26 protein-coding genes are annotated in these 26,599 nt (G+C 60.6%); 17 read left to right on the forward strand and 9 right to left on the reverse strand.

The window, feature by feature from the left end; all coding sequences use genetic code 11:
• Nucleotides 1–42: 42 nt before the first annotated feature.
• The 5 genes from BMZ10_RS13955 to BMZ10_RS13975 all read right to left on the reverse strand — a co-directional run bounded on the left by BMZ10_RS13955 (nt 43) and on the right by BMZ10_RS13975 (nt 4,323).
• Nucleotides 43–1,053: an SIS domain-containing protein gene (locus BMZ10_RS13955; RefSeq protein WP_093463095.1), complete on the reverse strand. Its 1,011-nt coding sequence runs from the start codon at nt 1,051–1,053 to the stop codon at nt 43–45.
• Entirely contained in the window at nt 1,046–2,152 is a 1,107-nt protein-coding gene (nagA, locus tag BMZ10_RS13960) for an N-acetylglucosamine-6-phosphate deacetylase (protein WP_093463098.1), read from the reverse strand. The genes BMZ10_RS13955 and nagA overlap by 8 nt, the downstream gene beginning before the upstream one ends.
• A gap of 44 nt (nt 2,153–2,196) precedes the next feature.
• Nucleotides 2,197–2,928, reverse strand: coding sequence for a GntR family transcriptional regulator (locus BMZ10_RS13965; protein ID WP_093464152.1), 732 nt, complete (start codon nt 2,926–2,928; stop codon nt 2,197–2,199).
• 229 nt (nt 2,929–3,157) lie between these two features.
• Nucleotides 3,158–3,721 carry a L,D-transpeptidase family protein gene (locus BMZ10_RS13970; RefSeq protein ID WP_093463101.1) on the reverse strand — a complete coding sequence of 188 codons (564 nt, stop codon included), beginning with the start codon at nt 3,719–3,721 and terminating at the stop codon, nt 3,158–3,160.
• 50 nt (nt 3,722–3,771) lie between these two features.
• Entirely contained in the window at nt 3,772–4,323 is a 552-nt protein-coding gene (locus tag BMZ10_RS13975; protein ID WP_093463104.1) for an NUDIX hydrolase, read from the reverse strand.
• Nucleotides 4,324–4,482: 159 nt separating this feature from the next.
• Here BMZ10_RS13975 and BMZ10_RS13980 point away from each other — a divergent pair, with 159 nt between their 5' ends.
• The 4 genes from BMZ10_RS13980 to purT all read left to right on the forward strand — a co-directional run bounded on the left by BMZ10_RS13980 (nt 4,483) and on the right by purT (nt 7,258).
• Nucleotides 4,483–5,094, forward strand: a complete 612-nt coding sequence (locus tag BMZ10_RS13980) for a CoA pyrophosphatase (protein WP_093463108.1) — start codon at nt 4,483–4,485, stop codon at nt 5,092–5,094.
• A gap of 72 nt (nt 5,095–5,166) precedes the next feature.
• The gene (locus BMZ10_RS13985; protein WP_093463111.1) at nt 5,167–5,691 is read left to right on the forward strand and encodes a gamma carbonic anhydrase family protein; all 525 of its coding nucleotides are present in this window, start codon (nt 5,167–5,169) and stop codon (nt 5,689–5,691) included.
• On the forward strand, nt 5,691–5,921 hold the full coding sequence (locus BMZ10_RS13990) for a DUF1289 domain-containing protein (RefSeq protein WP_093463114.1): 231 nt from the start codon (nt 5,691–5,693) through the stop codon (nt 5,919–5,921). The genes BMZ10_RS13985 and BMZ10_RS13990 overlap by 1 nt, the downstream gene beginning before the upstream one ends.
• Nucleotides 5,922–6,076: 155 nt before the next feature.
• Complete coding sequence (gene purT, locus BMZ10_RS13995) at nt 6,077–7,258, forward strand: formate-dependent phosphoribosylglycinamide formyltransferase (RefSeq protein WP_093463118.1); 1,182 nt, start codon at nt 6,077–6,079, stop codon at nt 7,256–7,258.
• Between the two features lie 209 nt (nt 7,259–7,467).
• Here the strand turns inward: purT and BMZ10_RS14000 are convergent, their stop codons facing one another.
• From BMZ10_RS14000 to BMZ10_RS14010, 3 genes are all read right to left on the reverse strand, one after another.
• Entirely contained in the window at nt 7,468–8,790 is a 1,323-nt protein-coding gene (locus BMZ10_RS14000) for an MFS transporter (RefSeq protein WP_093463121.1), read from the reverse strand.
• 303 nt (nt 8,791–9,093) lie between these two features.
• Complete coding sequence (locus tag BMZ10_RS14005; RefSeq protein ID WP_093463125.1) at nt 9,094–10,332, reverse strand: transporter associated domain-containing protein; 1,239 nt, start codon at nt 10,330–10,332, stop codon at nt 9,094–9,096.
• Nucleotides 10,333–10,344: 12 nt separating this feature from the next.
• Nucleotides 10,345–11,157 (reverse strand): cytochrome C assembly family protein, encoded by an 813-nt coding sequence (locus BMZ10_RS14010; RefSeq protein ID WP_093463128.1) that lies wholly within the window; start codon nt 11,155–11,157, stop codon nt 10,345–10,347.
• Nucleotides 11,158–11,413: 256 nt separating this feature from the next.
• On the opposite strand from BMZ10_RS14010, the gene ffh reads away from it, so the two are divergent.
• From ffh to BMZ10_RS14065, 11 genes are all read left to right on the forward strand, one after another.
• Nucleotides 11,414–12,790: a signal recognition particle protein gene (gene ffh, locus BMZ10_RS14015; protein ID WP_093463131.1), complete on the forward strand. Its 1,377-nt coding sequence runs from the start codon at nt 11,414–11,416 to the stop codon at nt 12,788–12,790.
• A gap of 247 nt (nt 12,791–13,037) precedes the next feature.
• A complete protein-coding gene (rpsP, locus tag BMZ10_RS14020; protein ID WP_003185073.1) occupies nt 13,038–13,289 on the forward strand; it encodes a 30S ribosomal protein S16 in 252 nt (83 codons plus the stop codon).
• A 5-nt stretch (nt 13,290–13,294) separates the two neighbouring features.
• Nucleotides 13,295–13,831 carry a ribosome maturation factor RimM gene (gene rimM, locus BMZ10_RS14025; protein WP_093463134.1) on the forward strand — a complete coding sequence of 179 codons (537 nt, stop codon included), beginning with the start codon at nt 13,295–13,297 and terminating at the stop codon, nt 13,829–13,831.
• Nucleotides 13,832–13,834: 3 nt separating this feature from the next.
• The gene (gene trmD, locus BMZ10_RS14030; RefSeq protein ID WP_093463137.1) at nt 13,835–14,587 is read left to right on the forward strand and encodes a tRNA (guanosine(37)-N1)-methyltransferase TrmD; all 753 of its coding nucleotides are present in this window, start codon (nt 13,835–13,837) and stop codon (nt 14,585–14,587) included.
• A 43-nt stretch (nt 14,588–14,630) separates the two neighbouring features.
• Nucleotides 14,631–14,981, forward strand: a complete 351-nt coding sequence (gene rplS / locus BMZ10_RS14035; RefSeq protein WP_008018567.1) for a 50S ribosomal protein L19 — start codon at nt 14,631–14,633, stop codon at nt 14,979–14,981.
• Nucleotides 14,982–15,107: 126 nt separating this feature from the next.
• Nucleotides 15,108–16,004 (forward strand): site-specific tyrosine recombinase XerD, encoded by an 897-nt coding sequence (gene xerD / locus BMZ10_RS14040; protein WP_093463140.1) that lies wholly within the window; start codon nt 15,108–15,110, stop codon nt 16,002–16,004.
• Between the two features lie 168 nt (nt 16,005–16,172).
• Nucleotides 16,173–16,913 (forward strand): bifunctional protein-disulfide isomerase/oxidoreductase DsbC, encoded by a 741-nt coding sequence (gene dsbC / locus BMZ10_RS14045; protein ID WP_093463143.1) that lies wholly within the window; start codon nt 16,173–16,175, stop codon nt 16,911–16,913.
• Nucleotides 16,914–17,047: 134 nt separating this feature from the next.
• Nucleotides 17,048–18,352 (forward strand): homoserine dehydrogenase, encoded by a 1,305-nt coding sequence (locus BMZ10_RS14050; protein WP_093463146.1) that lies wholly within the window; start codon nt 17,048–17,050, stop codon nt 18,350–18,352.
• A 143-nt stretch (nt 18,353–18,495) separates the two neighbouring features.
• On the forward strand, nt 18,496–19,905 hold the full coding sequence (thrC, locus tag BMZ10_RS14055) for a threonine synthase (protein WP_093463149.1): 1,410 nt from the start codon (nt 18,496–18,498) through the stop codon (nt 19,903–19,905).
• 99 nt (nt 19,906–20,004) lie between these two features.
• A complete protein-coding gene (locus BMZ10_RS14060; RefSeq protein ID WP_371265969.1) occupies nt 20,005–22,359 on the forward strand; it encodes a transporter substrate-binding domain-containing protein in 2,355 nt (784 codons plus the stop codon).
• Nucleotides 22,360–22,545: 186 nt separating this feature from the next.
• Nucleotides 22,546–22,842 carry a DUF3509 domain-containing protein gene (locus tag BMZ10_RS14065; RefSeq protein ID WP_093463152.1) on the forward strand — a complete coding sequence of 99 codons (297 nt, stop codon included), beginning with the start codon at nt 22,546–22,548 and terminating at the stop codon, nt 22,840–22,842.
• Nucleotides 22,843–23,017: 175 nt separating this feature from the next.
• On the opposite strand, the gene BMZ10_RS14070 is transcribed toward BMZ10_RS14065, so the two are convergent.
• Nucleotides 23,018–23,866, reverse strand: coding sequence for a TIGR02285 family protein (locus BMZ10_RS14070; RefSeq protein ID WP_371265979.1), 849 nt, complete (start codon nt 23,864–23,866; stop codon nt 23,018–23,020).
• Between the two features lie 355 nt (nt 23,867–24,221).
• Here BMZ10_RS14070 and BMZ10_RS14075 point away from each other — a divergent pair, with 355 nt between their 5' ends.
• Complete coding sequence (locus BMZ10_RS14075) at nt 24,222–24,764, forward strand: YaeQ family protein (protein ID WP_093463158.1); 543 nt, start codon at nt 24,222–24,224, stop codon at nt 24,762–24,764.
• 63 nt (nt 24,765–24,827) lie between these two features.
• Nucleotides 24,828–26,543 (forward strand): single-stranded-DNA-specific exonuclease RecJ, encoded by a 1,716-nt coding sequence (gene recJ, locus BMZ10_RS14080; protein WP_093463161.1) that lies wholly within the window; start codon nt 24,828–24,830, stop codon nt 26,541–26,543.
• Nucleotides 26,544–26,599 lie beyond the last annotated feature (56 nt).

The following is a 26,599-nucleotide window of genomic DNA, read 5'->3' on the forward strand; positions in this document are numbered from 1 at the left end:
GACATCGTCCTGGTTGGCGTCCGCAACAGCGGCTCGGATTTTTTAACGGGTTCGTGTGACCTTGCTCAGGTGCCTGGGCTGGTCGGGGTCCAGCCCACGGGCTTCGGCCAGACGCGCGGCCATGACGTAGAAAGTCTGGATGGCGAGGATCGGGTCGAGGGCCGGGTGGTCGGCGCAGCTGAGTGTCAGGTCGCGGGACGGGATGTCCTCAGGCGCAGCCAGCAAGACCCGCGCGCCGCGCTTGCGCATGTCATCGGCAAGCTCCAGCAGGCCACTTTGCTCGGCGCCGCGCAGGGCGAAGATCAGCAGGGGGTATTGCGCGTCGATCAGCGCCATCGGACCGTGGCGCACCTCGGCGCTGCTGAACGCCTCGGCCTGGATGCCCGAGGTTTCCTTGAATTTCAGCGCCGCTTCCTGGGCGATGGAAAAACCGACCCCGCGACCGATGACCATGAGCCGCTGACAGTCCCGCAGGGCATCGACGGCCGAAGACCAATCCTGCCGAGCGGCGTCGTCCAGTCGTCCTGCAAGGCTTTGACCGGCCTGCAGCAGTGATGCGTCCTGCTGCCAATGAGCAACCAGCCGCGCACTGGCGCTGAGGGTCGCGATGAAGCTTTTGGTGGCTGCCACGCTGATTTCCGGCCCGGCGCTGAGGGGCAACACGTATTCGCAGGCGTGCTCGAGGGGCGAGTCTTCGACGTTGACCATCGCGATGCTCAGGGCCCCGCGGGCGCGCAAACCCTGCAGCGTGCCGACCAGGTCCGGACTTTGCCCTGACTGCGAAAACGCGATGGCCGGCTGGCCGCTGACCTTCATCGGCGCATCGTGCAGCGTCACCACCGACATCGGCAGCGACGCCACGGGCACGCCGGTCAGTTGCATCGTCAGGTAAGCGAAATAGCTGGCGGCATGATCCGAGCTGCCCCGTGCGACTGAGAGAATCACCTTCGGATCGATCTGTCGCAAGCGGCCCGCCACGTCGACAAGGCGTGGTTCCAGCACTTCCAGCTGTCGCTGCACGACCTGTGCGGACGCCAGCGCTTCTTCAAGCATTTTCGAGTTCAATGGTTTCTCCTTCAACCATAACGCCAGTCAGTTTCAGATCACGATCCAGGCACACCACGTCGGCCCAGCTTCCGGTCTGCAGACGACCGCGATCCTCGATACCCAGATACTCCGCAGGAAATTGCGACAGTCGCTGTGAGGCTTCCGCCAGCGGCACGCCGATCTTCACCAGATTGCGCAGCGCCTGATCCATCGTCAGCGTGCTGCCTGCAAGGGTGCCGTCCGCCAGACGCACACCGCCCAGGCATTTGGTCACCGTGTGGCTGCCCAGTTTGTATTCCCCGTCCGGCATGCCGGTGGCGGCCGTGGAATCGGTCACGCAGTACAGGCACGGGATCGCCCTCAGCGCGACACGGATGGCGCCGGGGTGCACGTGGAGCAAGTCGGGGATCAGTTCGGCATAGCGCGCGTGAGCCAGCGCGGCACCGACGATGCCGGGCTCGCGGTGATGCAGCGCACTCATGGCGTTGTACAGATGAGTGAAACTGCTCGCGCCGGCTTCGAGGGCTTTCACGCCTTCTTCGTAGCTGCCCAGCGAATGCCCGATCTGCAGCCTCACGCCTCGCGCCGCCAGGGCGCTGATCAACTCGACATGCCCGGCAATTTCCGGCGCGATGGTGATCACCTTGATGGGCGCCAGGCGCAGGTAATCCTCCACTTCGCCCAGCAATGCCGCGTGGGCATGATTGGGTTGCGCGCCGAGTTTTCCAGGATTGATGTAAGGCCCTTCCAGATGCACGCCCAAAACCCGGGCAGTGGCTGACGGTCGACGCTCGCAATATTCACCTAACTGACCCAGGATCTGACTGATCTCGGCGGCAGGCGCTGTCATCGTCGTCGCCAGCATCGACGTGGTGCCAAAGCGCAAGTGGGTGCGTGCGATAGTGGCGAAGCCTTCTGCGCCCTCCATGATGTCGCTGCCGCCGCCACCGTGAACGTGAAGGTCGATGAAGCCGGGAAGCAAATACGGCAGGTCGTTGTCCGCCGGATCACAGGAAATGCCCTGGATGCTCGACACCCGGCCGTTGCGGTGATGCAACTGGCCGCAAATCCAGCCGTCGGGTGTGAGGATGTTGAAGTCGGACATGATTGCTCCGTTAAGGCATTGTTTGCGCTGTACGGCGCGACGTTTTACCGACGCAGCTCGGCGACGAAGTCGTAGTAGTCGTCGCGGCAGTAGGTGTCGGTCAATTCAATGGGCGTGTTGTCGGCCAGGTAACCGATCCGGGTCATCAGCAGCATGGCCGTACCGGTGTCGATACCGACCCGCGCGGCCATGTCCGCAGACGCGTTGATTGCGCGAATGTGCTGTAGCGCGCGCACGACCGGGCGGCCGATCGCTTCCAGATGCGCATAGAGTGAATCGCCGATGGCTTCGGGATCCGGCAGCAGGGCGGCGGGCAGGGCGCTGAATTCGACGGCCATGACGATGCCATCGGCTTTGCGCAGGCGTTTGAGCCGCGCAACCTTTTCGGTCGGAGAGAGGCTGAGCCGGATCAGTTCTTCGTGCGTGGGCAGGGCGATTTCACGCTCCAGCCATTGAGAACTGGGTGTGAAACCCTTGAGCCGGAGCATTTCGCTGAAGCTGGACAGACGCGACAGCGGTTGCTCGAGGCGCGGCGTGATGAACGTTCCCGAGCCCTGGCTGCGTCGAATCAGGCCCTGTTCCAGCAGGATTTCCAGCGCCTTGCGGGCGGTCACCCGCGAGATGTTCAGCGTCTCGCTCAGGCTGCGTTCGGAGGGCAGCGCCTGTTCGGCCTTCCATTGTCCGGCATGAATAGCCGCTTCCAGATTGCGCGCCAGCTGCAGATAGAGCGGCGTCGGCAGGCTGTCGTCGGGGCGCAGGGTAAGAATCGAATGCATGTCGGTTCCGAAGGCGTTGATATTGTGTTCGGAGAATGCAGTCGAAAGTAATACCACTTGCATACCACGTCAATGACAGTGGTATCGGGTACAGACCTTTTTGGTCACAGGCTGGTGACAATTGGACAAACTGAGACGCCGCAGGACGTTCACTCTCCGGTGAATGGGCAGCAGGGCGGAACTGAAGAACGGGACTAGAAGCGCTGTGCGTCGAGTGGTATCAAAGTGGCTACGGTCGGATCTCGATCATCGTGCCGTCTTTGACCAGGTCCCAGACTTCACGGATGTCGCTGTTCTTCATGGCGATGCAGCCGTTGGTCCAGTCAAGGGTCTGGAAGTACCACTCCGGGTAGTTCTCATCGACCGGCGTGCCGTGAATCATGATCATGCTGCCGGGGTTCACGCCTTCGCGGCGGGCGCGTGCGGAATCGGAGATGTTGGGGTAGGAAATGTGCAGCGACAGGTTGTACGCATCGCTGGTCTTGCGGTAATCCAGCCAGTAGAAACCTTCAGGCGTGCGTTGATCGCCTTCCTGAAGCTTGGGCCCTTTGGGCGATTTACCCAGCGAGATCCGGTACGTCTTCAGCGCTTCGCCCTGGCTCATCAACTGCAACTGGTGCGCGGATTTCAGTACGAGGATTTTGTCGATGGTGCGGTGGGAGATGTCTTGCGTGTCGACGACCTTGCCGTCGACGAACTTCTGCTCGCTCCCTTTTGGCACGATGGTCTGGGTGAACGCAGCCTGCGACAGCGGAACGAACGACAGACATAGAACGGCAAGCAACCAACGCATTTACACGATATCCCTGAAGCCCGCGCCAGGCAGCGCGCGTCATCATCTGATCAAGTGGTTTTAAGAGGGGACGAGACAGAAAGGCAATCGGTATGCACCGGGAATTCTTGATGCCGCCGGTCGCGAAAGAAGCATTCTAGGGTACGTCTGACCGTGTGGAAAGCCAGTTCTGACCACGGCACGTCAGCCTCATCGAACAACTGCACCTCAAGGCTCTCGACGCCTGCGGCGAAATCCGCGCTGGCCATGTTGGCGCGATAGAAAATGTGCACCTGACTGATGTGCGGCACGTCGATCATCGTGTACAGATGCAGGTCTTCGAGCACAGCGCAGGCTTCTTCGACCGTCTCACGGCGCGCGGCCTGCTCGACGCTTTCGCCGTTCTCCATGAAACCCGCCGGCAGCGTCCAGTAACCGAGGCGCGGCTCGATGGCGCGGCGACACAGCAATACCTTGCCGTCCCACACCGGCAATACGCCGGCGACGATGTTGGGGTTCTGGTAATGAATGGTGTGGCAGCGTTCGCACACGTAACGCAGGCGGCTGTCGCCCTCGGGAATGCGCTGGATGACCTTTTCGCCGCACTGGCTGCAGAATTTCATGATCGGATCGGGTTCCTGAAGTCAGCGGCTATCTTGAAGTGTCGCGCGGGTGGACGGCAAGCGGCGCATGCTTGCGGGTGGTCTTCTTGTCCGACAAAGGGTTGGGCCGCTCGCCGCTTTGGTGCATCATGCCTTGAAGGCAACAGATCGAGACTTCCCATGCTGGACGAGCTACTTCGCCGTATAAGCAGCCACACGCCGGGCACTCTGGAAACGGACGCACGCTTCCCCGAGGCAGCGGTGCTCTTGCCCATCACCCGCAGCGAAGACCCGGAACTGGTCCTGACACTGCGCGCCAGCGGCCTGTCGACCCACGGCGGTGAAGTGGCGTTTCCAGGCGGGCGGCGCGATCCGGAAGACCCTGATCTGGTGTTCACCGCGCTGCGTGAAGCCGAAGAGGAGATTGGTCTGCCGCCCGGCCTGGTCGAAGTGGTCGGTCCGCTGAGCCCGCTGATTTCCAAGCACCGCATCAAGGTCACGCCCTATGTCGGCGTCATTCCCGATTTTGTCGAATACCGACCCAATGACGGCGAGATCGCCGCTGTTTTCAGTGTTCCACTGGCATTCTTTCGTGAGGACGCCCGTGAACACACCCATCGCATCGATTATCAGGGGCGCAGTTGGTACGTGCCGAGCTACCGCTTTGGCGAGTACAAGATCTGGGGACTGACAGCGATCATGATCGTGGAACTGATGAACGTGCTGTTCGACACCAATATCAGCCTGAACGAGCCGCCCAAGCGATCGATCATTCAAACCCTGAAGTCCTGACCGATGCTGACATCCCGGTGTGCGCATCGCGCCTGACCCACGGCCGCAGAGCCGAGCCATGAGGAAAATAATATGAAATACCGTCTGGGGGATTCCCGCGTCGACGCTCATCCCCAAAGCTGGATCGCACCGACTGCCACGGTGATCGGCAACGTGCGCCTGCAAGCCAATGCCAGCGTCTGGTTCGGCGCCGTGCTGCGGGGCGACAACGAATTGATTGATATCGGCGAGAACAGCAACGTCCAGGACGGCACCGTCATGCACACCGACATGGGATCGCCGCTGACCATCGGCAAGAACGTGACCATCGGCCACAACGTCATGCTTCACGGTTGCACGGTGGACGACCATACGCTGATCGGCATCAACTCGGTCATCCTCAACGGCGCAAAGATCGGCAAGTACTGCATCATCGGCGCCAATTCGCTGATCGGCGAGGGCAAGGTCATCCCGGACGGATCGCTGGTCATGGGATCGCCCGGCAAGATCGTCCGCGAACTCACCGATGCCCAGAAGAAGATGCTCGAAGCCAGTGCCGCGCATTACGTCCACAACGCCCAGCGTTATGCGCGAGACCTCGCGCCTCAGGAAGATTGATGTCTGTCGAACATGCCGGAAAAATCTCGGTTCATGAAAAGCCGGTGCGCTCGCCCTGCGTGAGTATCTGCGCGCTCGATGAGGCGGATATCTGCGTCGGCTGTCAGCGCACGGTTACCGAAATCACCGCCTGGAGCCGCATGAGCAACGACGAGCGCCGCGCCGTGCTGTTGCTGTGCGGCGAGCGCGCGAAGGCGAGCGGGATGATGTTTTCAGGACCCGCTCGCTGACCGGGCACGCTCACGTTTGCTGCCTCGTGCGCTGCATCACCCGTCCGGCGCCACGCCCCATTTCCCGGCCTTCGTGGTAAATTGCGCGCCTTTCTCCCCTGCGGTTGCTCGCCCATGGCGGGCTGCCCTCGATATCTGCTCCACGAGGACCTGAGATGACTCAAATCGGAACTCCACTGTCGCCGACCGCGACCCGCGTATTGCTCTGCGGTTGCGGCGAGCTTGGCAAGGAAGTCGTGATCGAACTGCAACGTCTGGGCGTTGAAGTGATCGCCGTCGACCGTTACGCCAACGCTCCGGCCATGCAGGTCGCGCACCGCAGTCATGTGATCAACATGCTCGATGGCGCCGCGCTGCGTGCCGTGATCGAAGCCGAGAAGCCGCATTACATCGTCCCGGAAATCGAAGCCATCGCCACTGCGACGCTGGTGGAGCTGGAATCCGAGGGGTTCACCGTGATCCCGACCGCGCGCGCTGCGCAACTGACCATGAACCGCGAAGGCATTCGTCGTCTGGCCGCTGAAGAGCTGGACCTGCCGACCTCGCCCTATCATTTCGCCGACACCTTCGAAGACTACAAGAAGGCCGTCGAAGACCTGGGCTTCCCGTGCGTTGTCAAACCGGTCATGAGCTCGTCGGGTAAGGGTCAGAGCCTGCTCAAGACCGATGCCGATATTCAGAAGGCCTGGGAGTATGCGCAGGAAGGCGGTCGTGCCGGCAAAGGCCGGGTGATCATCGAAGGCTTCATCGATTTCGACTACGAAATTACCTTGCTGACCGTACGTCATGTCGGCGGCACCACGTTCTGCGCACCGGTCGGGCATCGTCAGGAGAAGGGCGATTATCAGGAATCCTGGCAGCCTCAGGCGATGAGCCCGGTTGCGCTGGCGGAATCCGAGCGCGTCGCCAAGGCCGTGACCGAGGCCTTGGGTGGCCGTGGTCTGTTCGGCGTCGAGTTGTTCATCAAGGGCGATCAGGTCTGGTTCAGCGAAGTCTCGCCGCGTCCACACGACACCGGCCTGGTCACGCTGATTTCTCAGGATCTGTCGCAGTTCGCGCTGCACGCGCGGGCCATTCTGGGCCTGCCGATCCCCCTGATCCGCCAGTTCGGCCCATCGGCCTCGGCAGTGATCCTGGTAGAAGGCCAGTCGACTCAGACGGCATTCGCCAACCTGGAACAGGCCCTCAGCGAACCCGACACCGCGCTGCGCCTGTTCGGCAAGCCGGAAGTCAACGGTCAGCGTCGCATGGGCGTCGCACTGGCCCGTGACGAATCGATCGAAGCGGCCCGTCGCAAGGCAACCCGCGCGTCGATGGCCGTGAAAGTGCAACTGTAAGGTTTCCTGCGGACACAAAAAACGGCGCCCTCAGTGGCGCCGTTTTTGTGTGTAACAAAATCCTGTAGGAGCGTGGCTTGTCCCGCGATCTGCCGGGCACCGGCAGTAAAGCCTACAAATGCGGTTTGCCTGACACGATCAAGTCGCCTGATCTTGCTGCCGGTGCCCCGGCAGATCGCGGGACAAGCCACGCTCCTACACATCAAGCATTACCTGATCGTATCCAGATCCGCATGACGGGTTTCTTTCAGGCACAGCACGGCAATCAGGCTGATCAGCGCCGCTGCCGAGACGTATCCGCCGACCCAGCTCAGTCCGCCCATCTCAACCAACTGTTGCGCGAAGAACGGTGCCACCGAGGCGCCGACAATGCCGCCAATGTTGTAAGCCGCAGACGCGCCGGTGTACCGCACGCGGGTAGGAAACAGCTCAGGCAGCAGCGCACCCATCGGCGCGAACGTCACGCCCATCAAGAACAGCTCGATGGACAGGAACAGCGTCACGCCCCAGGTGGTGCCGTGGGTGAGCAGCGGCTCCATCAGGAAGCCCGAAAGAATGGCCAGCACGCCGCCGATGATCAGAACCGGCTTACGACCGAATCGGTCACTTGCCCACGCAGAGAGCGGCGTCGCCAGGGCCATGAACAGGACCGCAAAACACAGCATCGCCAGGAAGGCTTCGCGGCTGTAACCCAGCGTCTTGACGCCGTAGCTGAGGGAAAAAACCGTCGAGATGTAAAACAGTGCGTAGCACACCACCATCGACGCCGCGCCCAGCAGCATCGGCGCCCAGTACTGAGCGAAGAGCTCGGCAATCGGCATTTTCACGCGTTCATGGCGGGCGATGGCCTTGGCGAAAACCGGTGTTTCTTCCAGTTTCAGGCGCACGTAGAGGCCGATCACCACCAGCACCGCGCTGAGCAGAAACGGGATTCGCCAGCCCCAAGAGCGGAATTGTTCGTCGTTCAGGGTCATCGCCAGCGTCAGAAACAAGCCGTTGGCGGCGAGGAATCCGATCGAAGGGCCCAGCTGCGGGAACATGCCGAACCAGGCACGTTTGCCTTTGGGGGCGTTTTCGGTCGCCAGCAAGGCAGCACCGCCCCATTCGCCGCCAAGCCCCAGTCCTTGGCCGAAGCGCAGGACGCAGAGCAGAATCGGCGCCCATGATCCGATAGCGTCATAGCCTGGCAGCACGCCAATCAGCGTGGTGCAGATGCCCATCAGCAGCAGCGAAGCCACCAGCGTGGACTTGCGGCCGATGCGGTCGCCGAAGTGTCCGAACAGCGCGGAGCCCAGCGGGCGGGCTAGAAAGGCGATGCCGAAGGTGAGAAATGCAGACAGCATTTGTGCGGTGCTGGACGTCTGCGGGAAAAACACCGGGCCGATCACCAGCGCAGCGGCGGTGGCGTAGACATAAAAGTCGTAGAACTCGATCGCGGTGCCGATGAAGCTGGCGGTCGCTACGCGGGCGGCGGAGTTGGCAGGTCTCGCCTCGCGTTCGTCGCTGGGTTGGTAGGCGGAAGTGGTTGTCATGCGGGAATCCCTGGCAGTCATCTTGCCTGTCAGCGAGCAACGAAAATTCGTACGCGCACTGAGGCAAACGTTAATTATTTTTGGGTACAGCGCTGAACAGACTAGCCCGGATGCGGGCGAGGGCGTTTGGCAATGCTCGGGATGGGAGCGGGCGCCAGGAGGTCGCGTGAGACGTCAGGCTGAGTGACTGGCCGGATCACGCACTGTGCGGGTAGCACGCGGATCGGCGGGGCTGGGTAAGCGAATCGATTATAGGAAGGGCGCGGGCGCGGAAACAAGTGTTTCAGACGAGGCGCCGCGCCTTTAAATGACGTCTTTGGTCCGCGTGTTCTGCCACATCAGCACCCGGGTGACGCGGTTGTCTTCGGTCTCCAGGGTTTCCAGTCGGTAAGGACCGATTTTCAGGCACACCGAGCTGTCGGGAATCGTTTCCAGCGCTTCGGTAATCAGCCCGTTGAGGGTCTTTGGCCCGTCCGACGGCAGATGCCAGCTCAAGCTGCGGTTCAGGTCACGGATCGACGCCGCACCTTCAATCACCAGCCTTCCATCGGGCTGGGGATGGATGTGCGGGTTGTCGAGGGCTTGCTCGCTTTCGAATTCGCCGACGATTTCTTCGAGGATGTCTTCCAGGCTCACGATACCCAGCACTTCGCCGTATTCGTCGACGACGACGCCCATGCGTCGCTGCTGCTTGTGAAAGTTGAGCAACTGAAGCTGCAGCGGGGTGCTTTCAGGGACGAAATACGGCTCATAGCAAGCGGCTTTCAGCGCTTCCTTGGTCAACTCGCCGCGCGGCAGCAGATGGCTGATCATGCGCGTGTTGATCACGCCTTCGACCTGATTGATGTCGTTGTGATAGACGGGCAGACGCGTGTGCCGCGAGATGATCAGCTTGTCAGTGATTTCCTCGAGGGTCTCGTCCAGGTTGATGCCATCGACTTCACTGCGCGGCACGAGAATGTCGTTGACGGTCATGCTGTCCAGCGCATGAATGCCGGAGATCACATGAGCACGGCCGAAGTGGCTCTCGTTTTCCTGATAGACCGTCACGCCCATTTCGTCGTCGTCATCGGCGGTATCCGGGCGGCGCCTGGACAGAAACGGGCGCAACAGCAGCTTGGCGATGTTCTTGTACAGCCAGGTCAGTGGCTGCAACAGCCGAATCGGGATGCGCAGCACGTTGTTGCCCAGCAACACAATGGCTTCGGGCCGGCGCGCTGCCAGCTTGCGAGGAATGAATTCTGTGGCGATCACCAGCACGCTGGCCACGCCCAGCCAGGCGATCAGCGGGCCGTGGAAATACCACTGACTGATGGCCAGCAGGGTCGCTAGCACAGTAATCAGCACCTTGAGCAGCGTGTTGCCCAGAATCAGACTGTTCAGATTGAACGCGAGCACAGGCTTCGGCGGTTCGCTGGAACGGGGTTTGGTGGCGGTCGCGCGCAAGTTGTGGTGAGCCGCTTCCACCGCCGTGAACAGCCCGGACCACAGCGTGAGCAGGGCGAGCAGCGCGAGCATCGTGCCTAAGGGCAGGTTATCCATGATCAGCGCCTGTCAGATGTGCAGGATATATTCGCGTACCAGCTTGCTGCCGAAGTAGGCCAGCATCAGCAGCAGGAAACCGCCCAGCGTCCAGCGAATGGCCTTGTGACCGCGCCAACCCAGACGGTTGCGCCCCCATAGCAGCACGCTGAATACCACCCACGCGAGAATCGACAGCAGGGTCTTGTGCACCAGATGCTGCGCGAACAGGTTTTCAACGAACAGCCAGCCGGAAATCAGCGACATCGACAACAGGGTCCAGCCGGCCCAGAGGAAGCCGAACAGCAGGCTTTCCATGGTCTGCAGCGGCGGGAAATTGCGAATCAGGCCCGACGGGTGCTTGTTCTTGAGCTGACGGTTCTGCAACAGCAGCAGCAGCGCCTGGAAAACGGCAATGGTGAACATGCCATACGCCAGGATGGACAGCAGGATGTGCCCGATCAGGCCTTGTTCGGCGGCGATCGGCTGCAGCGTGCCGGCCGGGGCGAACTGCGCCATCAAGGCCGTCAGCAGGCCGAGCGGGAACAGCAGAATGAGCAGAATTTCAACCGGGATGCGGATGCAGGCCAGCATCGTCACGATGATGACGGCGACGGCAATCAGGCTGGCGGCGCTGAAAAAGTCCAGGCCCAGACCGATCGGGCGGACCAGTTGGCCGAACAGAGCGCTGGCCTGGCAGGCGACGGCCAATGTGCCGACGAGGCAAAGCAGCCATTTGTCGGCCTTCTTGCCCTGGCGCAGACGCATGCCTTGATAGAGGGTCGCAGCGGCGTAGAGGACGGCGGCGGCGAGGCTGAACAGCAAACTCGGTGACAAGGGGAACATAGATCCTGATGGGCGTGCCCGAAAGCCGCTGAGTTTGGCATAGAACCGACATTTCACGAAAGACCACAGAAGCAGACGCCGTGGTGTCCGTGCGCGGGAGTCTTCGCTATAATCCGCGACCTGCTCAAGCCACAGGCTCGCCGAGCGCTGCTCCTCTCTATATATATGTACCGCCATCGCGCGACGTATCGGGGGCAGGGCCGTTACGGGTCGGGCCGCATAAACCGGGGTTCATCACGAATCCAAAGGATCGCGCATGTTTGAAAATCTGACAGATCGTCTCTCGCAGACGCTGCGCCAGGTCACTGGCAAAGCCAAGCTGACCGAGGACAACATCAAGGACACGCTGCGTGAAGTGCGTATGGCGCTGCTTGAAGCCGACGTCGCCTTGCCGGTTGTCAAAGACTTCGTCAACCGCATCAAGGAACGCGCAGTCGGCACCGAGGTGTCGCGCAGCCTGACGCCGGGCCAGGCGTTCGTGAAGATCGTTCAGGCCGAGCTCGAAGACATGATGGGGGCCGCCAACGAAGAGCTGACCCTCAACGTCACGCCGCCTGCGGTCATCCTCATGGCCGGTCTGCAGGGTGCGGGCAAGACCACCACCGCAGGCAAGCTGGCGAAGTTTCTCAAAGAGCGCAAAAAGAAAACCGTCATGGTGGTCTCGGCCGACGTTTACCGTCCTGCCGCGATCAAGCAGCTCGAAACCCTGGCCAACGACATCGGCGTCACGTTCTTCCCGTCCGATATCAGCCAGAAGCCTGTGGCGATCGCTGAAGCCGCTATTAAAGAAGCCAAGCTCAAGTTCATCGATGTCGTGATCCTCGACACCGCCGGTCGTCTGCACATCGATGCCGAGATGATGGGCGAGATTCAGGCGCTGCACGCAGCGGTCAAGCCGGCCGAAACGCTGTTCGTGGTTGACGCCATGACCGGCCAGGACGCCGCCAATACCGCCAAGGCGTTTGGTGATGCACTGCCGCTGACCGGCGTGATCCTCACCAAGGTCGACGGTGATGCCCGTGGCGGCGCGGCGCTTTCGGTGCGCGCGATCACCGGCAAGCCGATCAAGTTCATCGGTATGGGTGAAAAGAGCGAGGCACTCGAGCCGTTCCACCCGGATCGTATCGCTTCGCGCATCCTGGGCATGGGCGACGTGCTCAGCCTGATCGAGCAGGCCGAACAGACCCTCGACAAGGAAAAGGCCGACAAGCTGGCCAAGAAGCTGAAGAAGGGCAAGGGCTTCGACCTCGAAGACTTCCGCGATCAGCTGCAACAGATGAAAAACATGGGCGGCCTCGGCGGCCTCATGGACAAGCTGCCAAGCATCGGCGGCGTCAATCTGTCCCAGATGGGCAACGCCCAGAATGCGGCCGAGAAGCAATTCAAGCAGATGGAAGCCATCATCAACTCGATGACTCCAGCCGAACGGCGTGACCCTGAAATGATCAGCGGCTCGCGCAAGCGTCGCATCGCCATGGGTTCGGGTACGCAGGTGCAGGACATCGGGCGTCTGATCAAGCAGCACAAGCAGATGCAGAAGATGATGAAGAAATTCTCGACCAAAGGCGGCATGGCGAAAATGATGCGCGGCATGGGCGGAATGCTGCCCGGCGGCGGCATGCCCAAGATGTGATTTGCAGCGCGCGGGAGTCAGTCCCGCGCGCCCTTCTTTGGGATAACCCTCCCATTGGTCTGCTTCGGCAGACGCTTACGCGCCGTCCTCGACGACGGCTCCACCGCAAATCTTGATGGCCTGACGGCTCGCGCCGGAAAAAGTCATTTGCAAAAGTCCGGATATTCCTTAGAATATGCGGCCTTTCGGGCACCCATGCCCGCTGTGCATCTTAGATTTGCAGCACCGACTACAGGAACTTTGTTCAATGCTAACAATCCGTCTTGCCCTTGGCGGCTCCAAAAAGCGCCCGTTTTACCACCTGACTGTGACCGACAGCCGTAACCCACGCGACGGTTCGCACAAGGAACAAGTAGGTTTCTTCAACCCGGTTGCCCGTGGTCAGGAAATCCGTCTGTCCGTGAACCAAGAGCGCGTTGCCTACTGGCTGAGCGTTGGTGCACAACCTTCTGAGCGCGTTGCTCAGTTGTTGAAGGAATCTGCCAAGGCTGCGGCCTGAGCAATATGAACGCGACGCCAGTTGTTGCCGATGATTTGATCGTTATTGGCAAAATCTATTCTGTTCATGGCGTTCGCGGCGAAGTGAAGGTGTATTCCTTTACTGATCCGACTGAAAACCTGTTGCAGTACAAAACCTGGACGCTCAAGCGCGAAGGCAATGTGAAGCAGGTTGAGCTGGTCAGCGGACGCGGGAGCGACAAGTTCCTGGTCGCGAAGCTCAAGGGTCTTGATGATCGTGAAGAAGCTCGTCTTCTGGCCGGTTATGAGATCTGCGTGCCGCGCAACGTGTTCCCTGAACTGACCGACGGCGAGTACTACTGGTACCAGCTCGTGGGTTTGAAGGTCATCGACCACCTTGGGCAATTGCTCGGGAAGATCGATCATCTTCTGGAAACCGGCTCGAACGATGTAATGGTGGTCAAGCCCTGCGCGGGCAGCCTGGATGATCGCGAACGTCTGTTGCCCTATACGGAGCAATGCGTGTTGGCAGTCGATCTGGTTGCAGGCGAGATGAAGGTGGATTGGGACGCGGATTTCTAAGCAATGGCTAGCCTGCGCATAGAAGTGATCAGTCTGTTTCCCGAGATGTTTTCCGCCATCAGCGAATACGGCATTACCAGCCGTGCGGTGAAACAAGGGCTGTTGCAGCTGACTTGTTGGAATCCGCGGGACTACACCACAGATCGGCATCACACTGTGGACGATCGCCCGTTTGGCGGTGGCCCTGGCATGGTGATGAAGATCAAGCCCCTGGAAGATGCTCTGGTTCAGGCCAGGCAAGCGGCGGGGGAGGCGGCGAAGGTGATTTACCTGTCGCCACAAGGCCGCAAGCTGGATCAGTCTGCGGTACGCGAACTGGCGCAGGAAGAAGCACTTATCCTGATTGCCGGTCGTTATGAAGGCATTGACGAGCGCTTTATTGAGGCTCATGTCGATGAAGAGTGGTCGATTGGAGACTATGTGTTGTCTGGCGGCGAGCTGCCGGCCATGGTCCTGATAGATGCGGTTACGCGACTGCTGCCTGGAGCTTTAGGGCATGTGGATTCCGCGGAGGAAGATTCCTTCACGGATGGTCTGCTGGATTGCCCGCATTACACCCGACCTGAGGTGTATGCGGATCAGCGTGTTCCCGACGTATTGCTAAGTGGCAATCACGCACACATCCGGCGTTGGCGTTTACAGCAGTCCCTTGGGCGGACCTATGAACGACGCGCCGATCTTCTGGAAAGCCGCTCGCTTTCTGGAGAAGAGAAGAAGCTGCTGGCGGAATACCTCCGCGAGCGGGACGATAGTTAACGTATCGATGGTAGATCCGACTGATTTACCTTAGGAGCACAGCATGACTAACAAAATCATTCTTGCACTCGAAGCAGAGCAGATGACCAAAGAGATCCCTCCCTTTGCCCCGGGCGACACCATTGTCGTTCAGGTGAAAGTGAAGGAAGGCGACCGTTCGCGTCTGCAGGCGTTCGAAGGCGTTGTAATTGCCAAGCGTAACCGTGGTGTGAACAGTGCTTTCACTGTTCGTAAAATCTCCAACGGTGTTGGCGTTGAGCGTACTTTCCAAACCTATAGCCCACAGATCGACAGCATGGCTGTGAAACGTCGTGGTGACGTTCGCAAGGCCAAACTGTACTACCTGCGTGACCTGTCCGGTAAAGCAGCTCGCATCAAGGAAAAACTGGTTTAATCCCAGTCTTCCGATGCAAAAAAAAGCAGCCTGCGGGCTGCTTTTTTGTTGTCTGGCATTTGGTTTGTCCCGACTTCGCAGGTATGAAACACTTGCCCTCGCTTTTCACCGCTCAAGTCAGAACCCATGCCCGCCATCGACCACCCCATGATCGACCGCTTTCTCGACGCCCTGTGGCTGGAGAAAGGGCTGTCCGATAACACCCGTGCGTCCTACCGCAGCGACCTGGCGTTGTTCAACGGCTGGCTGCAGGACAAGGGCATTGACCTGATGAGTGTCAGCCGTGATGCGATTTTTGACCATCTCGCCTGGCGAGTGGACAACGGCTACAAGGCTCGCTCGAGTGCCCGTTTCCTGTCAGGAGCGCGTGGGTTTTATCGCTATCTGCTGCGAGAAAAACTCATTTCCGTTGACCCGACGCTGCAAGTCGACATGCCGCAGTTGGGCAAACCCTTGCCTAAATCCCTCTCCGAAGCCGACGTCGAAGCCTTGCTGGCCGCGCCCGATCTGAGCGAGGCGATCGGTCAGCGTGACCGCGCCATGCTGGAGGTGCTCTACGCCTGCGGCCTTCGGGTGACCGAGTTGATAAGCCTGACGCTTGAACAGGTCAATTTGCGTCAGGGCGTGCTGCGTATCATGGGCAAGGGCAGCAAGGAGCGGCTGGTGCCGATGGGCGAAGAAGCGATCGTCTGGGTCGAGCGCTATGTGCGCGACGCGCGTCAGGAACTGCTCGGCGGCCGGCCCAGCGATGTCCTGTTCCCCAGCCAGCGAGGCGAACAGATGACTCGGCAGACCTTCTGGCACCGCATCAAGCACCAGGCCAAGGTCGCCGGGATTGGCAAATCCCTGTCACCGCACACCCTGCGGCACGCGTTCGCGACCCACCTGCTCAATCATGGCGCCGATCTGCGCGTGGTCCAGATGCTGCTCGGTCATAGCGACCTGTCCACCACACAGATTTACACGCACGTGGCTCGGGCACGCTTACAGGAAATGCATGCGAAACATCACCCGCGCGGGTGATCGATCCGCCGCAGTTTACGACGTGTCTTACATCAGTCAGCGTCGGCCTCGTGAGCCTTATGTGATAGGCTTTGCCGGTTTCGCAGATTGGAGCCTCGAAAACCGCCCGGCGCGTTGCCGTTTGCCGTTTTCAATCCCGCCCGTCTGCCCACCGCTCGAGGAGTTTTCATGCGCGTGACTCGTTTTATGGGTGCTGCCGTTGTAGCGCTTGCCGGTTTCTTCAGCCTGTTCGCTCACGCCGACGAGGCGTCGGACAAAGCCATTCGCAAGACCCTGGAATCGCTCAATCTGGAAATTCCGGTCGAGAGCATTTCCAGCAGTCCGCTCAATGGCGTTTACGAGGTCAACCTCAAAGGTGGCCGTGTCCTGTACGCCAGCGCCGACGGCCAGTTCGTGATGCAGGGCAACCTTTATCAGATCCAGGGCGGCAAGCCGGTCAACCTCACCGAGAAGGTCGAGCGTCTGGCGATCTCCAAAACCATAAACGGGATCCCGACTGCTGAAATGGTCGTCTATCCCGCGATCGGTGAGACCAAATCCCACATTACCGTCTTTACCGATACCACCTGTCCGTACTGCCACAAGCTGCATGGTGAAGTGCCGGAGCTGAACAAGCGCGGCATCGAAGTGCGTTATGTCGCATTCCCGCGTCAGGGCCTCGGCTCGCCGGGTGACGAACAGCTGCAGGCCGTCTGGTGTTCCAAGGACCGTCGTGGCGCAATGGACCGCATGGTCGACGGCAAGAACATTCAGGCGCCCAAGTGCGATAACCCGGTCACCCGGCAATTCGAGATCGGTCAGTCCATCGGTGTCAACGGCACGCCGGCGATCGTGCTGGCGGACGGGCAGTTGATTCCGGGCTATCAGCCAGCGCCGCAAGTCGCCAAACTGGCGCTGAGCGCCAAGTAATCCTGTCGCTCGCGGGCTGCCTGCGAGGGACATTCAGGCGCAGCCAATCTGGCGCCTGATCAACAGCGAGCCGCAGTTCACTGCGGCTGTTTCCACGGCCGGCCTCGCGTCGGCCGTTTTATGGGGAGTTCATAGTGAAACCGGTCAAAGTAGGCATCTGTGGGCTGGGTACTGTCGGTGGCGGTACCTTCAATGTGCTTAAGCGTAACGCCGAGGAAATTGCCCGCCGCGCCGGGCGTGGTATCGAAGTGGCGCAAATCGCCATGCGTTCGCCAAACCCCAATTGCCAGATTACCGGTACCCCGACCACGACCGACGTTTTCGACGTGGCGAGCAACCCAGAAATCGACATCGTCATCGAGCTGATCGGTGGTTACACCGTTGCTCGCGAACTGGTCCTCAAGGCCATTGAAAACGGCAAGCACGTTGTCACTGCCAACAAGGCGCTGATCGCCGTGCACGGCAACGAGATTTTCGCCAAGGCGCGCGAGAAGGGCGTCATCGTCGCCTTCGAAGCCGCGGTTGCAGGGGGTATCCCGGTCATCAAGGCCATCCGCGAAGGACTGTCGGCGAACCGCATCAACTGGGTGGCGGGCATCATCAACGGCACCGGCAATTTCATTCTGACCGAGATGCGCGAGAAGGGTCGCACCTTCCCGGACGTCCTGGCCGAAGCCCAGGCGCTGGGTTACGCCGAAGCCGATCCGACCTTCGACGTCGAAGGCATCGACGCGGCGCACAAGCTGACCATTCTGGCGTCCATTGCGTTCGGCATCCCGCTGCAGTTCGACAAGGCCTACACCGAAGGCATCACCCGGCTGACCACCGCCGACGTGAATTATGCCGAAGCGTTGGGTTACCGCATCAAGCACTTGGGCGTTGCCCGCAGCACGCCGAGCGGTATCGAGCTGCGCGTACACCCGACCCTGATCCCTGCCGACCGTCTGATCGCCAACGTCAACGGCGTGATGAACGCGGTGATGGTCAACGGCGATGCCGCAGGGTCCACGCTGTTCTACGGCGCCGGTGCCGGCATGGAGCCGACCGCTTCGTCGGTCGTCGCCGATCTGGTGGACGTGGTTCGCGCCCTGACCACCGATCCGGAAAACCGTGTTCCGCACCTGGCATTCCAGCCCGATTCTCTGTCGGCTCATCCGATCCTGCCCATCGAGGCCTGTGAGAGCGCTTACTATCTGCGTATTCAGGCCAAGGATCATCCGGGTGTACTGGCGCAAGTGGCCAGCATCCTGTCCGAGCGCGGCATCAATATCGAGTCGATCATGCAGAAGGAAGTCGAGGAGCACGACGGCCTGGTGCCGATGATTCTGCTGACCCACCGTGTCGTCGAGCAACGCATGAACGATGCGATTCAGGCGCTCGAAGCATTGCAGGATGTCGCCGGGCCGGTTGTGCGGATCCGCGTGGAACATTTGAACTGAAGCGGCACGCCTCAAGCGTTAAGCTGCAAGAAAGCAAGACAACTTCGCGGTGAGCTTCAGCCCGCAGTTCGCAAGTCGACGCTCAAGGCGCTGACTTGCAACTGGCAGAGTGAAGCTCGCGGCTCGAACCGAAGGTTTGATTTATGCGCTATATCAGTACTCGCGGCCAGGCGCCGGCCCTGAATTTCGAAGACGTGCTGCTGGCGGGGCTCGCCAGTGATGGCGGCCTCTATGTGCCGGAAAACCTGCCGCGCTTCACTCAGGAAGAGATCGCTTCCTGGGCTGGCCTGCCTTATCACGAACTCGCTTTCCGGGTAATGCGTCCCTTCGTGACCGGCAGTATTCCGGATGCCGATTTCAAGAAGATCCTCGAAGAGACCTATGGCGTGTTCACCCACAGCGCCGTTGCGCCGCTGCGCCAGTTGAACGGCAACGAATGGGTCATGGAGCTGTTTCACGGCCCGACCCTGGCGTTCAAGGATTTCGCCCTGCAACTGCTGGGTCGTCTGCTGGATTACGTGCTTGAGAAGCGTGGCGAGCGCGTGGTCATCATTGGCGCGACGTCCGGCGATACCGGTTCGGCGGCGATCGAAGGCTGCCGTCGTTGCGACAACGTCGATATCTTCATCCTGCACCCGAACAATCGCGTCTCCGATGTCCAACGCCGTCAGATGACCACCATCTTCGGCGACAACATTCACAACATCGCCATCGAAGGCAACTTCGACGACTGCCAGGAAATGGTCAAGAACAGCTTCGCTGATCAAGGCTTCCTCAAAGGCACGCGGCTGGTGGCGGTGAACTCGATCAACTGGGCGCGGATCATGGCTCAGATCGTTTACTACTTCCACGCAGCGCTGCAGCTTGGCGGCCCTGCGCGCTCGGTGGCGTTCTCGGTACCGACCGGCAACTTCGGCGATATTTTCGCCGGTTACCTGGCGCGCAACATGGGACTGCCGATCAGCCAGTTGATCGTCGCCACCAACCGCAACGACATCCTGCACCGCTTCATGAGCGGCAATCAGTACGTCAAGGAAACCTTGCACGCCACGCTGTCGCCTTCCATGGATATCATGGTTTCCTCGAACTTCGAGCGTCTGCTGTTCGACATGCACGGCCGTAACGGCGCGGCGATCGCTGGCCTGATGGACAGCTTCAAGCAGGGCGGTGGCTTCAGCGTCGAAGAAGATCGCTGGACCGAAACCCGCAAGCTGTTCGACTCCCTGGCCGTCAGCGATGAGCAAACGTGCGAGACCATCGCCGAAGTGTTCGCCAGCACCGGCGAGCTGCTTGACCCGCACACGGCCATTGGCGTGAAGGCTGCACGCGACTGCCGCCGCAGCCTGGACACCCCGATGGTGGTGCTGGGGACGGCCCATCCGGTCAAATTCCCGGAAGCCGTGCAGAAAGCCGGTGTAGGAAAAGCGCTTGAGCTGCCTGCACATTTGTCTGATTTGTTTGAGCGAGACGAGCGTTGCACTGTTCTGCCAAATGACCTCAAGGCCATGCAGGCCTTTGTCAGTCAGCATGGCAATCGGGGCAAGCCTCTGTAACAGTATCTCCGTGTAACAGTTTAAGGCCCGCCACCCCGCGGGCCTTCCTGTTTGTGCGTGCCACACTTGCGAAGTATTTTTTATTTCGCGGACAAGCCAGTGGCTTTTGATTACCGATTCTTCAAGGCGCCAGGCGCGTCGATTCATCACCCCATCATCAGGCACGCGTGGCTGCTGTTTTTATGCGCGTGGAGCTTTGCCGGTCACGCGATAGAGAATCTTCCTTTTGCGCTGGCCGAACCTTTTCTGGCTCAGCGCCCACTCGTGCTCGACGGCACTGATCGACGATGGCTGGCGGAGCGCAAGGTACTCAGGGTCGGGATATCGATTGCCGACCACGAGCCCATTGACATCACCAGCGACCGTAACCGCTATCAGGGCATCAGCGCCGACTACCTGAGCATCATCAGCGCCCGCTTATCCATTCCCGTTCAGGTTCAGGCATTCGCCAACCGCGAAGATGCAGTGGCAGCGCTTCAATCCGGAACGATCGATATGTTGAGTGGCGCGAGCGGTTATGAGCGAGCCATTGCCGGCCTGACCTTCACCCAAAGTTACATGCCGGACAAGTCGGTGGTCGTGGCCCGTGGCACGGACCCAAGCTTGCTTCCCTCGCTGAGGGGCAAGCGCGTGCTGCTGCTTGAGGGCTATGTCGACACCGAGCAGGCTCACCGTCTTTACCCTGACAGCGAGATTCTGCTCGCGCCCAGTCTGTACAGCGCCATAGAAGCGTTGGCCCATGGCGAAGCCGACGCGGTCATCGGCAACGAACTGATCGTGCGGGCCTACAGCGTGCTGCGGCCGTATCTGGGTCTGCAGATCAAGTTCTCCAGCCTGATCCCGCCGGGCGGCTTTTCATTCGCCCTGCGTGAGCGCGACTCAAGGTTGACCGGACTGATCAATCGCGCCATGGCCGGGCTCGACGAGTCGGTGAATCATCAGATACGGGAGCGCTGGACATCAGGCCTGGGCACCGATGTGATCGGTCAGCGCCTGAATTTCAATGCCGCCGAGCAGCTGTGGATACGCAAGCATCCGCAGGTGGTGGTCGCATCCACGCAGCACCCGCCGTACATCTACAAGGATGAGACGGGGCGCTGGGTCGGCTTGAACGTGGACTTGCTGTCACGCATCTCACGTATGACCGGGTTGATGTTCGTGTACGACGAAGCGCCCTCCACGCATGCGCTTCTGGAGACACTGACATCCGGTTCTGCGCACATGAACACCACGCTGGCCGAAACGCCCGAGCGTAAGCTTATTCTGAATTTCACCTACTCGTTCGGCGGTAACAACTGGGTATTTCTGGTGCGAGCCGATGATCCGTCGCCTGTGAGCCTGTCGCAGATGTCGGGAAAAGTGTTGGCGCTGCCGTCGCGGCATGCGCTGGTGGAATTCGTTCAGGAAAGCTATCCGGACATCCTCCTGCGGCTGGTCCCGACCTACGAGGAGGCGCGTCAGTTGGTGGAAAACGGCGATGCGCACTTCACCATTCAGAACGAGGCGGGCGCCTGGCTCTACACCTCAGACCGATTGAAAGTGGGACGCAGCGTGGAAGGAAAGTGGTCATCGGACAGTTTTTCGGTGATCAAGAGCGAGCCGGAGTTGCTGGGCATTCTGAATAAGGCGCTCGAAGAGTTTCCGGTTGCGGAGATGCGCGCGATCCGCATGAAGTGGTTGGGCACCGTGAGCGCTCCGCCCTCGGTCTGGCAGCGCATTCCTGGCTGGGTTTACTGGGGCGCAAGCATTGTGCTGCTGTTGGGGCTGGTGTCGCTGGCCTGGCGCAGCCGTCTGCAGGTACAGATTCATCAGCGACGGTGCGCTGAAGAGCAGCTCAGCGACCAGCTCGCGTTCAAGCGAGCATTGTTCGACGGGATTCCCGACCCGCTGTATGTGCGCGATCTGCAAGGGCGACTGGTTTCGTGCAACCGCGGGTACGAAGCGTTCTTCGGCCTCAGTCACGAGCAGATGAATGGCCGGCGGGTCATTGATGTCGATCTGGTTCCGCAGGAGTGTGCCGCAGACATGCACGCCGATTACATGACCTTGATGGAGGCGCAAAGGCCAATGCGAGCCGATCGCAGCATGAACCTGTTTGGCCGACAGATCGAAGCCAGGCAGTGGAGCGTGCCGTTCTATCGCGCCGACGGTCAGCTGCAGGGGCTTCTGGGTGGCTGGGTCGACTGTACGGAGCGCAAGCGGCTGGAGCGCGAGTTGCTCCTGGCGCAACAGAACGCCGCGGTGGCGGACCAGGTCGTCAGCGCCTTCCTTGCCACGATGAGGAACGAATTTCACGCCCCGATGGCTTCGATCGTCCACCTGCTGGAGGAGGAGCAGGCACGTCTTGCGGGGCAGGCCGCGTCGCGAACCCTGGACACCGTCTGCGCATCCGCGCGCGAGTTATTGAAGCGCATGGACACGCACCTTGATCGCGCGTCCGAGCCTGACCACTGACGTAAAACCCGCGCGACCGCTCTGGCTCGCGCGTTCAACTGGGTGAAGTCTCTCTGTCACATTCGGCAGGCATGCTCCAGTCTTCAGGTTGCCGCATTGCCCGATTCATGGCGCAAAGAACTTTCCGCTTCGGCCAATGGTCATTGATAAGCACCTTTGCATTCAAACTGTTGAGTGGTGATCCGGATGGAAAATATCAGCTTGTTGCTAAGCGACGCACTGGCCCCTTATCAGGCGAGTCTTGGCGCTGCCGGTGTGAACGGCGAGCGTCTTGTGACGCTGAAAAATGCAGCCGGTGCGATCGTGATCGAACGCGTTTTTTCGGCCTCTCAACTGAGCGACCGACGCCAGCTGACAGATGTGGTAGATGGTTTGCACCGTGATTTGATGGTGGCAGAAGGGCGCATCGAGCCTTGCGTCATCGCGGCAATGCGCAATGCCTCGCAAGCGGGCGTATTCTCGGGCGGTCGACCTTTTGTCTGAGGCCTGGGGAACCTTATTGGTTGCGTAGGCTCCTATCAATTACGGCAGGCGCAGGCATTGTGCTCCGGTGTTTATGCTGCCTGCCGTACGGGTCCAAGATGGACCACGGTTGACCCCGAGCAGTCTCCCCGCTGCTCGGGGTTTCTTTTTGTCTGCTGCGTCAGTCAGGCGACGATCATTTCTGGCCTTCATCGAAAAAGGTCTGCGCGTCGCGCAGGTATTCTTCCTTTTTCACCATCCACTCAGCGTAAAACCCGATCAGTTTCGTGACCCGCAGCACGCGCATTTCTCGATTGATGACCTCCATGGCCACCCGCCCTTGATCATTTTTTGAGCAGCCTATGTGGGCGAACTGGTATTTGGGCGCATTCTTGATCGGGAAGAACTCGAGTTCGCTCAAGGGAATTCCCTGCTGCTGCGCGTGATAACGCGCCTCCGGCCAGTAGCTGATGATCGCCTGGAACCGATCCAGCCGCTCCATCTCCAGCATGCTGCCGACAGCGGTGTTGCCGTAATGCAGGATCAGGTTGTCCGACTGGGTCGTTTCGCGGAGGATTTTGTCGACCACGGGGCCATAGCTGCGCTCGGCGACGATGCCCACCTTGACCTTGTCGCTGGCCAGCAGTGCCGCCAGGTCCAGATGACCGTCATTGTCCAGAAAGGGCGCGAACAGAGCGTGATTTCTCTGTTCGACGGTCACGCCGTTGCCGGGGGTGGCGTACGTCGGGATGGAAAACAGAATGGTTTTTTCGCGCTCGGCAGTCCACAGCAGGGTCGGGTCACAGGCGAAGCCATCAGGGTCCTGCAGCATCTGAGTTCCGCGGGCGCGGTTGACATGCATCACCTTGTGATCGTATTCGGGCATGCGGGCGATCAGTTCGGGCATCAGCTTGTCGATGGCGCCCTGACCGGTTTGCGGCCCCGAGAAAATCGTCAACGGCGGGAAATCGCGCAGCAACCAGGTCAGCGTCTCCTTGGCCTGCGCGGTCGCGGGCATGCCGACCATGACCGAAAGGAAAAGCAGCGCATAGCATCCGGCGCCACGCGCTCGTGTAAAACGATTGACCATCCGTCGATGTAAATCCCGAAAAAACTGACTGGAGCCGAAGCCGGTGTGACCAGGCGGCCTCTGGGCTGATCGCTGGCAGCCACCGACAACGGGATACTCTCTGTTCTTCATGATAGAGGGTCTCTCATCAAGGTATCGGCGTTGTGGATCATTTGTTTAACAGTCGTGACGTCGGCTTGAGTAAAGCACTGCGCCGAGTGTCTGCCACACGCAATTTGCAACGGTCGCTGCAATCGCTCATCGAGTTCCATCGTTCAAAGGGGCGGCATCGGTTAGACTTGCCGCCTTTCCTGTCTCTAGAAGCCCGTTCATGGCCCAGCCGTCCACGACCTACAAATTCGAACTGAACCTCACCGACCTCGATCGCGGGGTTTACGAAAACGTCAAACAGACCATTGCCCGACACCCTTCGGAAACCGAAGAGCGCATGACCGTTCGCCTGCTGGCATACGCTTTCTGGTATAGCGAGCAATTGTCGTTCGGTCGTGGCCTGTCGGAAGTCGACGAGCCGGCCCTGTGGGAAAAAAGCCTGGATGATCGCGTGCTGCACTGGATCGAAGTCGGCCAGCCGGATGCAGAGCGCCTGACCTGGTGCTCGCGTCGTACCGAACGCACCAGCCTGCTGGCCTACGGCAGTCTGCGCGTCTGGGAAGGCAAGGTCGTCCCAGCCGTCAAATCGCTGAAGAACGTCAACATTGCCGCAGTGCCGCAGGAAGTGCTGGAGACGCTGGCCAAGGACATGCCGCGGGTGATCAAGTGGGACGTCATGATCAGCGAAGGCACGATATTCGTGACCGACGACCGCGGCCAGCACGAAGTGCAGTTGCAGTGGCTGGCGGGTGAACGGGGCTGATCGCCATCGTTGACCGTGCCGAACCCGAACCTGCTCCAACATCAGAACACCAGCGGAACCCGCATGCGCATCGAACCACGGCTGTTACCTGAAACCCTGCCTTTTCTGGGCGATCTGCCCCCTCTGCTGACCCGGCTCTACGCGGCGCGTGGCGTGGCGTCGCAGGAGGAACTGGACAAGGGGCTGGCGCGGCTGATTCCCTATCAGCAGCTCAAGGGCATCGACGCGGCGGTGGATCTGTTGGTGACGGCGTTGCAGCAGCGTCAGCGCATTCTCATCGTGGGCGACTTCGACGCCGACGGTGCGACGGCCAGCACGGTGGGCGTACTGGGCTTGCGGCTGTTGGGCGCCGCCCATGTCGAATACCTGGTGCCCAATCGTTTCGAATACGGCTATGGCCTCACGCCGGAGATCGTCCAGGTCGCATTGCAGCGCCAGCCCGATCTGCTGATGACCGTGGACAACGGCATCTCGAGCGTCGAAGGGGTCGCGGCGGCCAAGGCTGCAGGCTTGCAGGTACTGGTCACCGACCACCACCTGCCGGGCCACGAACTGCCCGCCGCCGACGCCATCGTCAACCCTAATCAGCCGGGCTGCATGTTCCCCAGCAAGGCACTGGCCGGCGTGGGGGTCATCTTTTATGTGTTGATGGCGCTGCGCGCGCGGCTGCGCGAGCTCGGCTGGTTCGAGGCTGGCGGACGTGCTCAGCCCAACCTGGGCGAATTGCTGGATCTGGTGGCATTGGGCAGCGTCGCCGACGTCGTGCCGCTGGACGCCAACAACCGAATCCTCGTGCATCAGGGCCTGATGCGCATTCGGGCCGGACGTGCGCGCCCCGGATTGCGCGCCATTCTGGAAGTCGCCCGGCGCGAGCCGTCGCGCATCACCTCCACCGATCTGGGTTTCATTCTCGGCCCTCGACTGAACGCCGCCGGGCGTCTGGATGACATGAGCCTGGGCATCGAATGCCTGCTGTGCGAAGACGAAGCGCAGGCACGGGAGATGGCGGTGAAGCTCGATGAGCTCAATCAGGATCGCAAATCCATCGAGCAGGGCATGCAGCGCGAGGCGCTCGCCCAGCTCAAGGACCTGCCGGTTGAGTCGATGCCGTTTGGCCTGTGTCTGTTCGAGCCGGAATGGCATCAGGGCGTCATCGGTATCCTCGCCTCGCGCATGAAAGAGCGCTATCACCGTCCGACCATCGCGTTTGCCAGCGCGGGCGAGGGCGTGCTCAAAGGCTCTGCGCGTTCGGTGCCTGGCTTCCATATTCGTGACGCGCTAGATGCGGTCGCCGCGCGACACCCGGAGCTGATCAGCAAGTTCGGCGGCCACGCCATGGCGGCCGGACTGTCGTTGCCGGAAGCGAACTTTCCGGCGTTTGCCGACGCGTTCGATGCCGAGGTGCGACGCCAGCTGACCGAGGAGGACCTGACCGGTCGGCTGTTGTCCGACGGCACGCTGGCGGTCGAGGAATTTCATCTGGAGCTGGCGCGTGCGCTGCGCAACGCCGGGCCGTGGGGGCAGCACTTTCCGGAGCCGTTGTTTCACGGCGTGTTCCAGCTGGTAGAGCAGCGGGTGGTCGGCGAGCGTCATCTGAAGATGGTGCTCAAGACCGAATGCGGCACGGTCAGGCTCGAAGGCATTGCGTTCAGCGTTGATCGGGACGTGTGGCCGAACCCGACCATTCGTTGGGTCGAACTGGCGTACAAGCTCGATCTGAACGAGTTTCGCGGCAACGAAACCGTGCAGTTGATGGTGGTGCATCTGGCGCCGCGCTGAGCGCCGTCACGCGGCAGGAACCCGCACTTCTCTCCAGTTGTCGACTAGGCTTCAGG

Origin of the sequence: Pseudomonas sp. NFR16 (genome assembly GCF_900108875.1) — a bacterium.
Taxonomy (GTDB): Bacteria; Pseudomonadota; Gammaproteobacteria; order Pseudomonadales; family Pseudomonadaceae; genus Aquipseudomonas.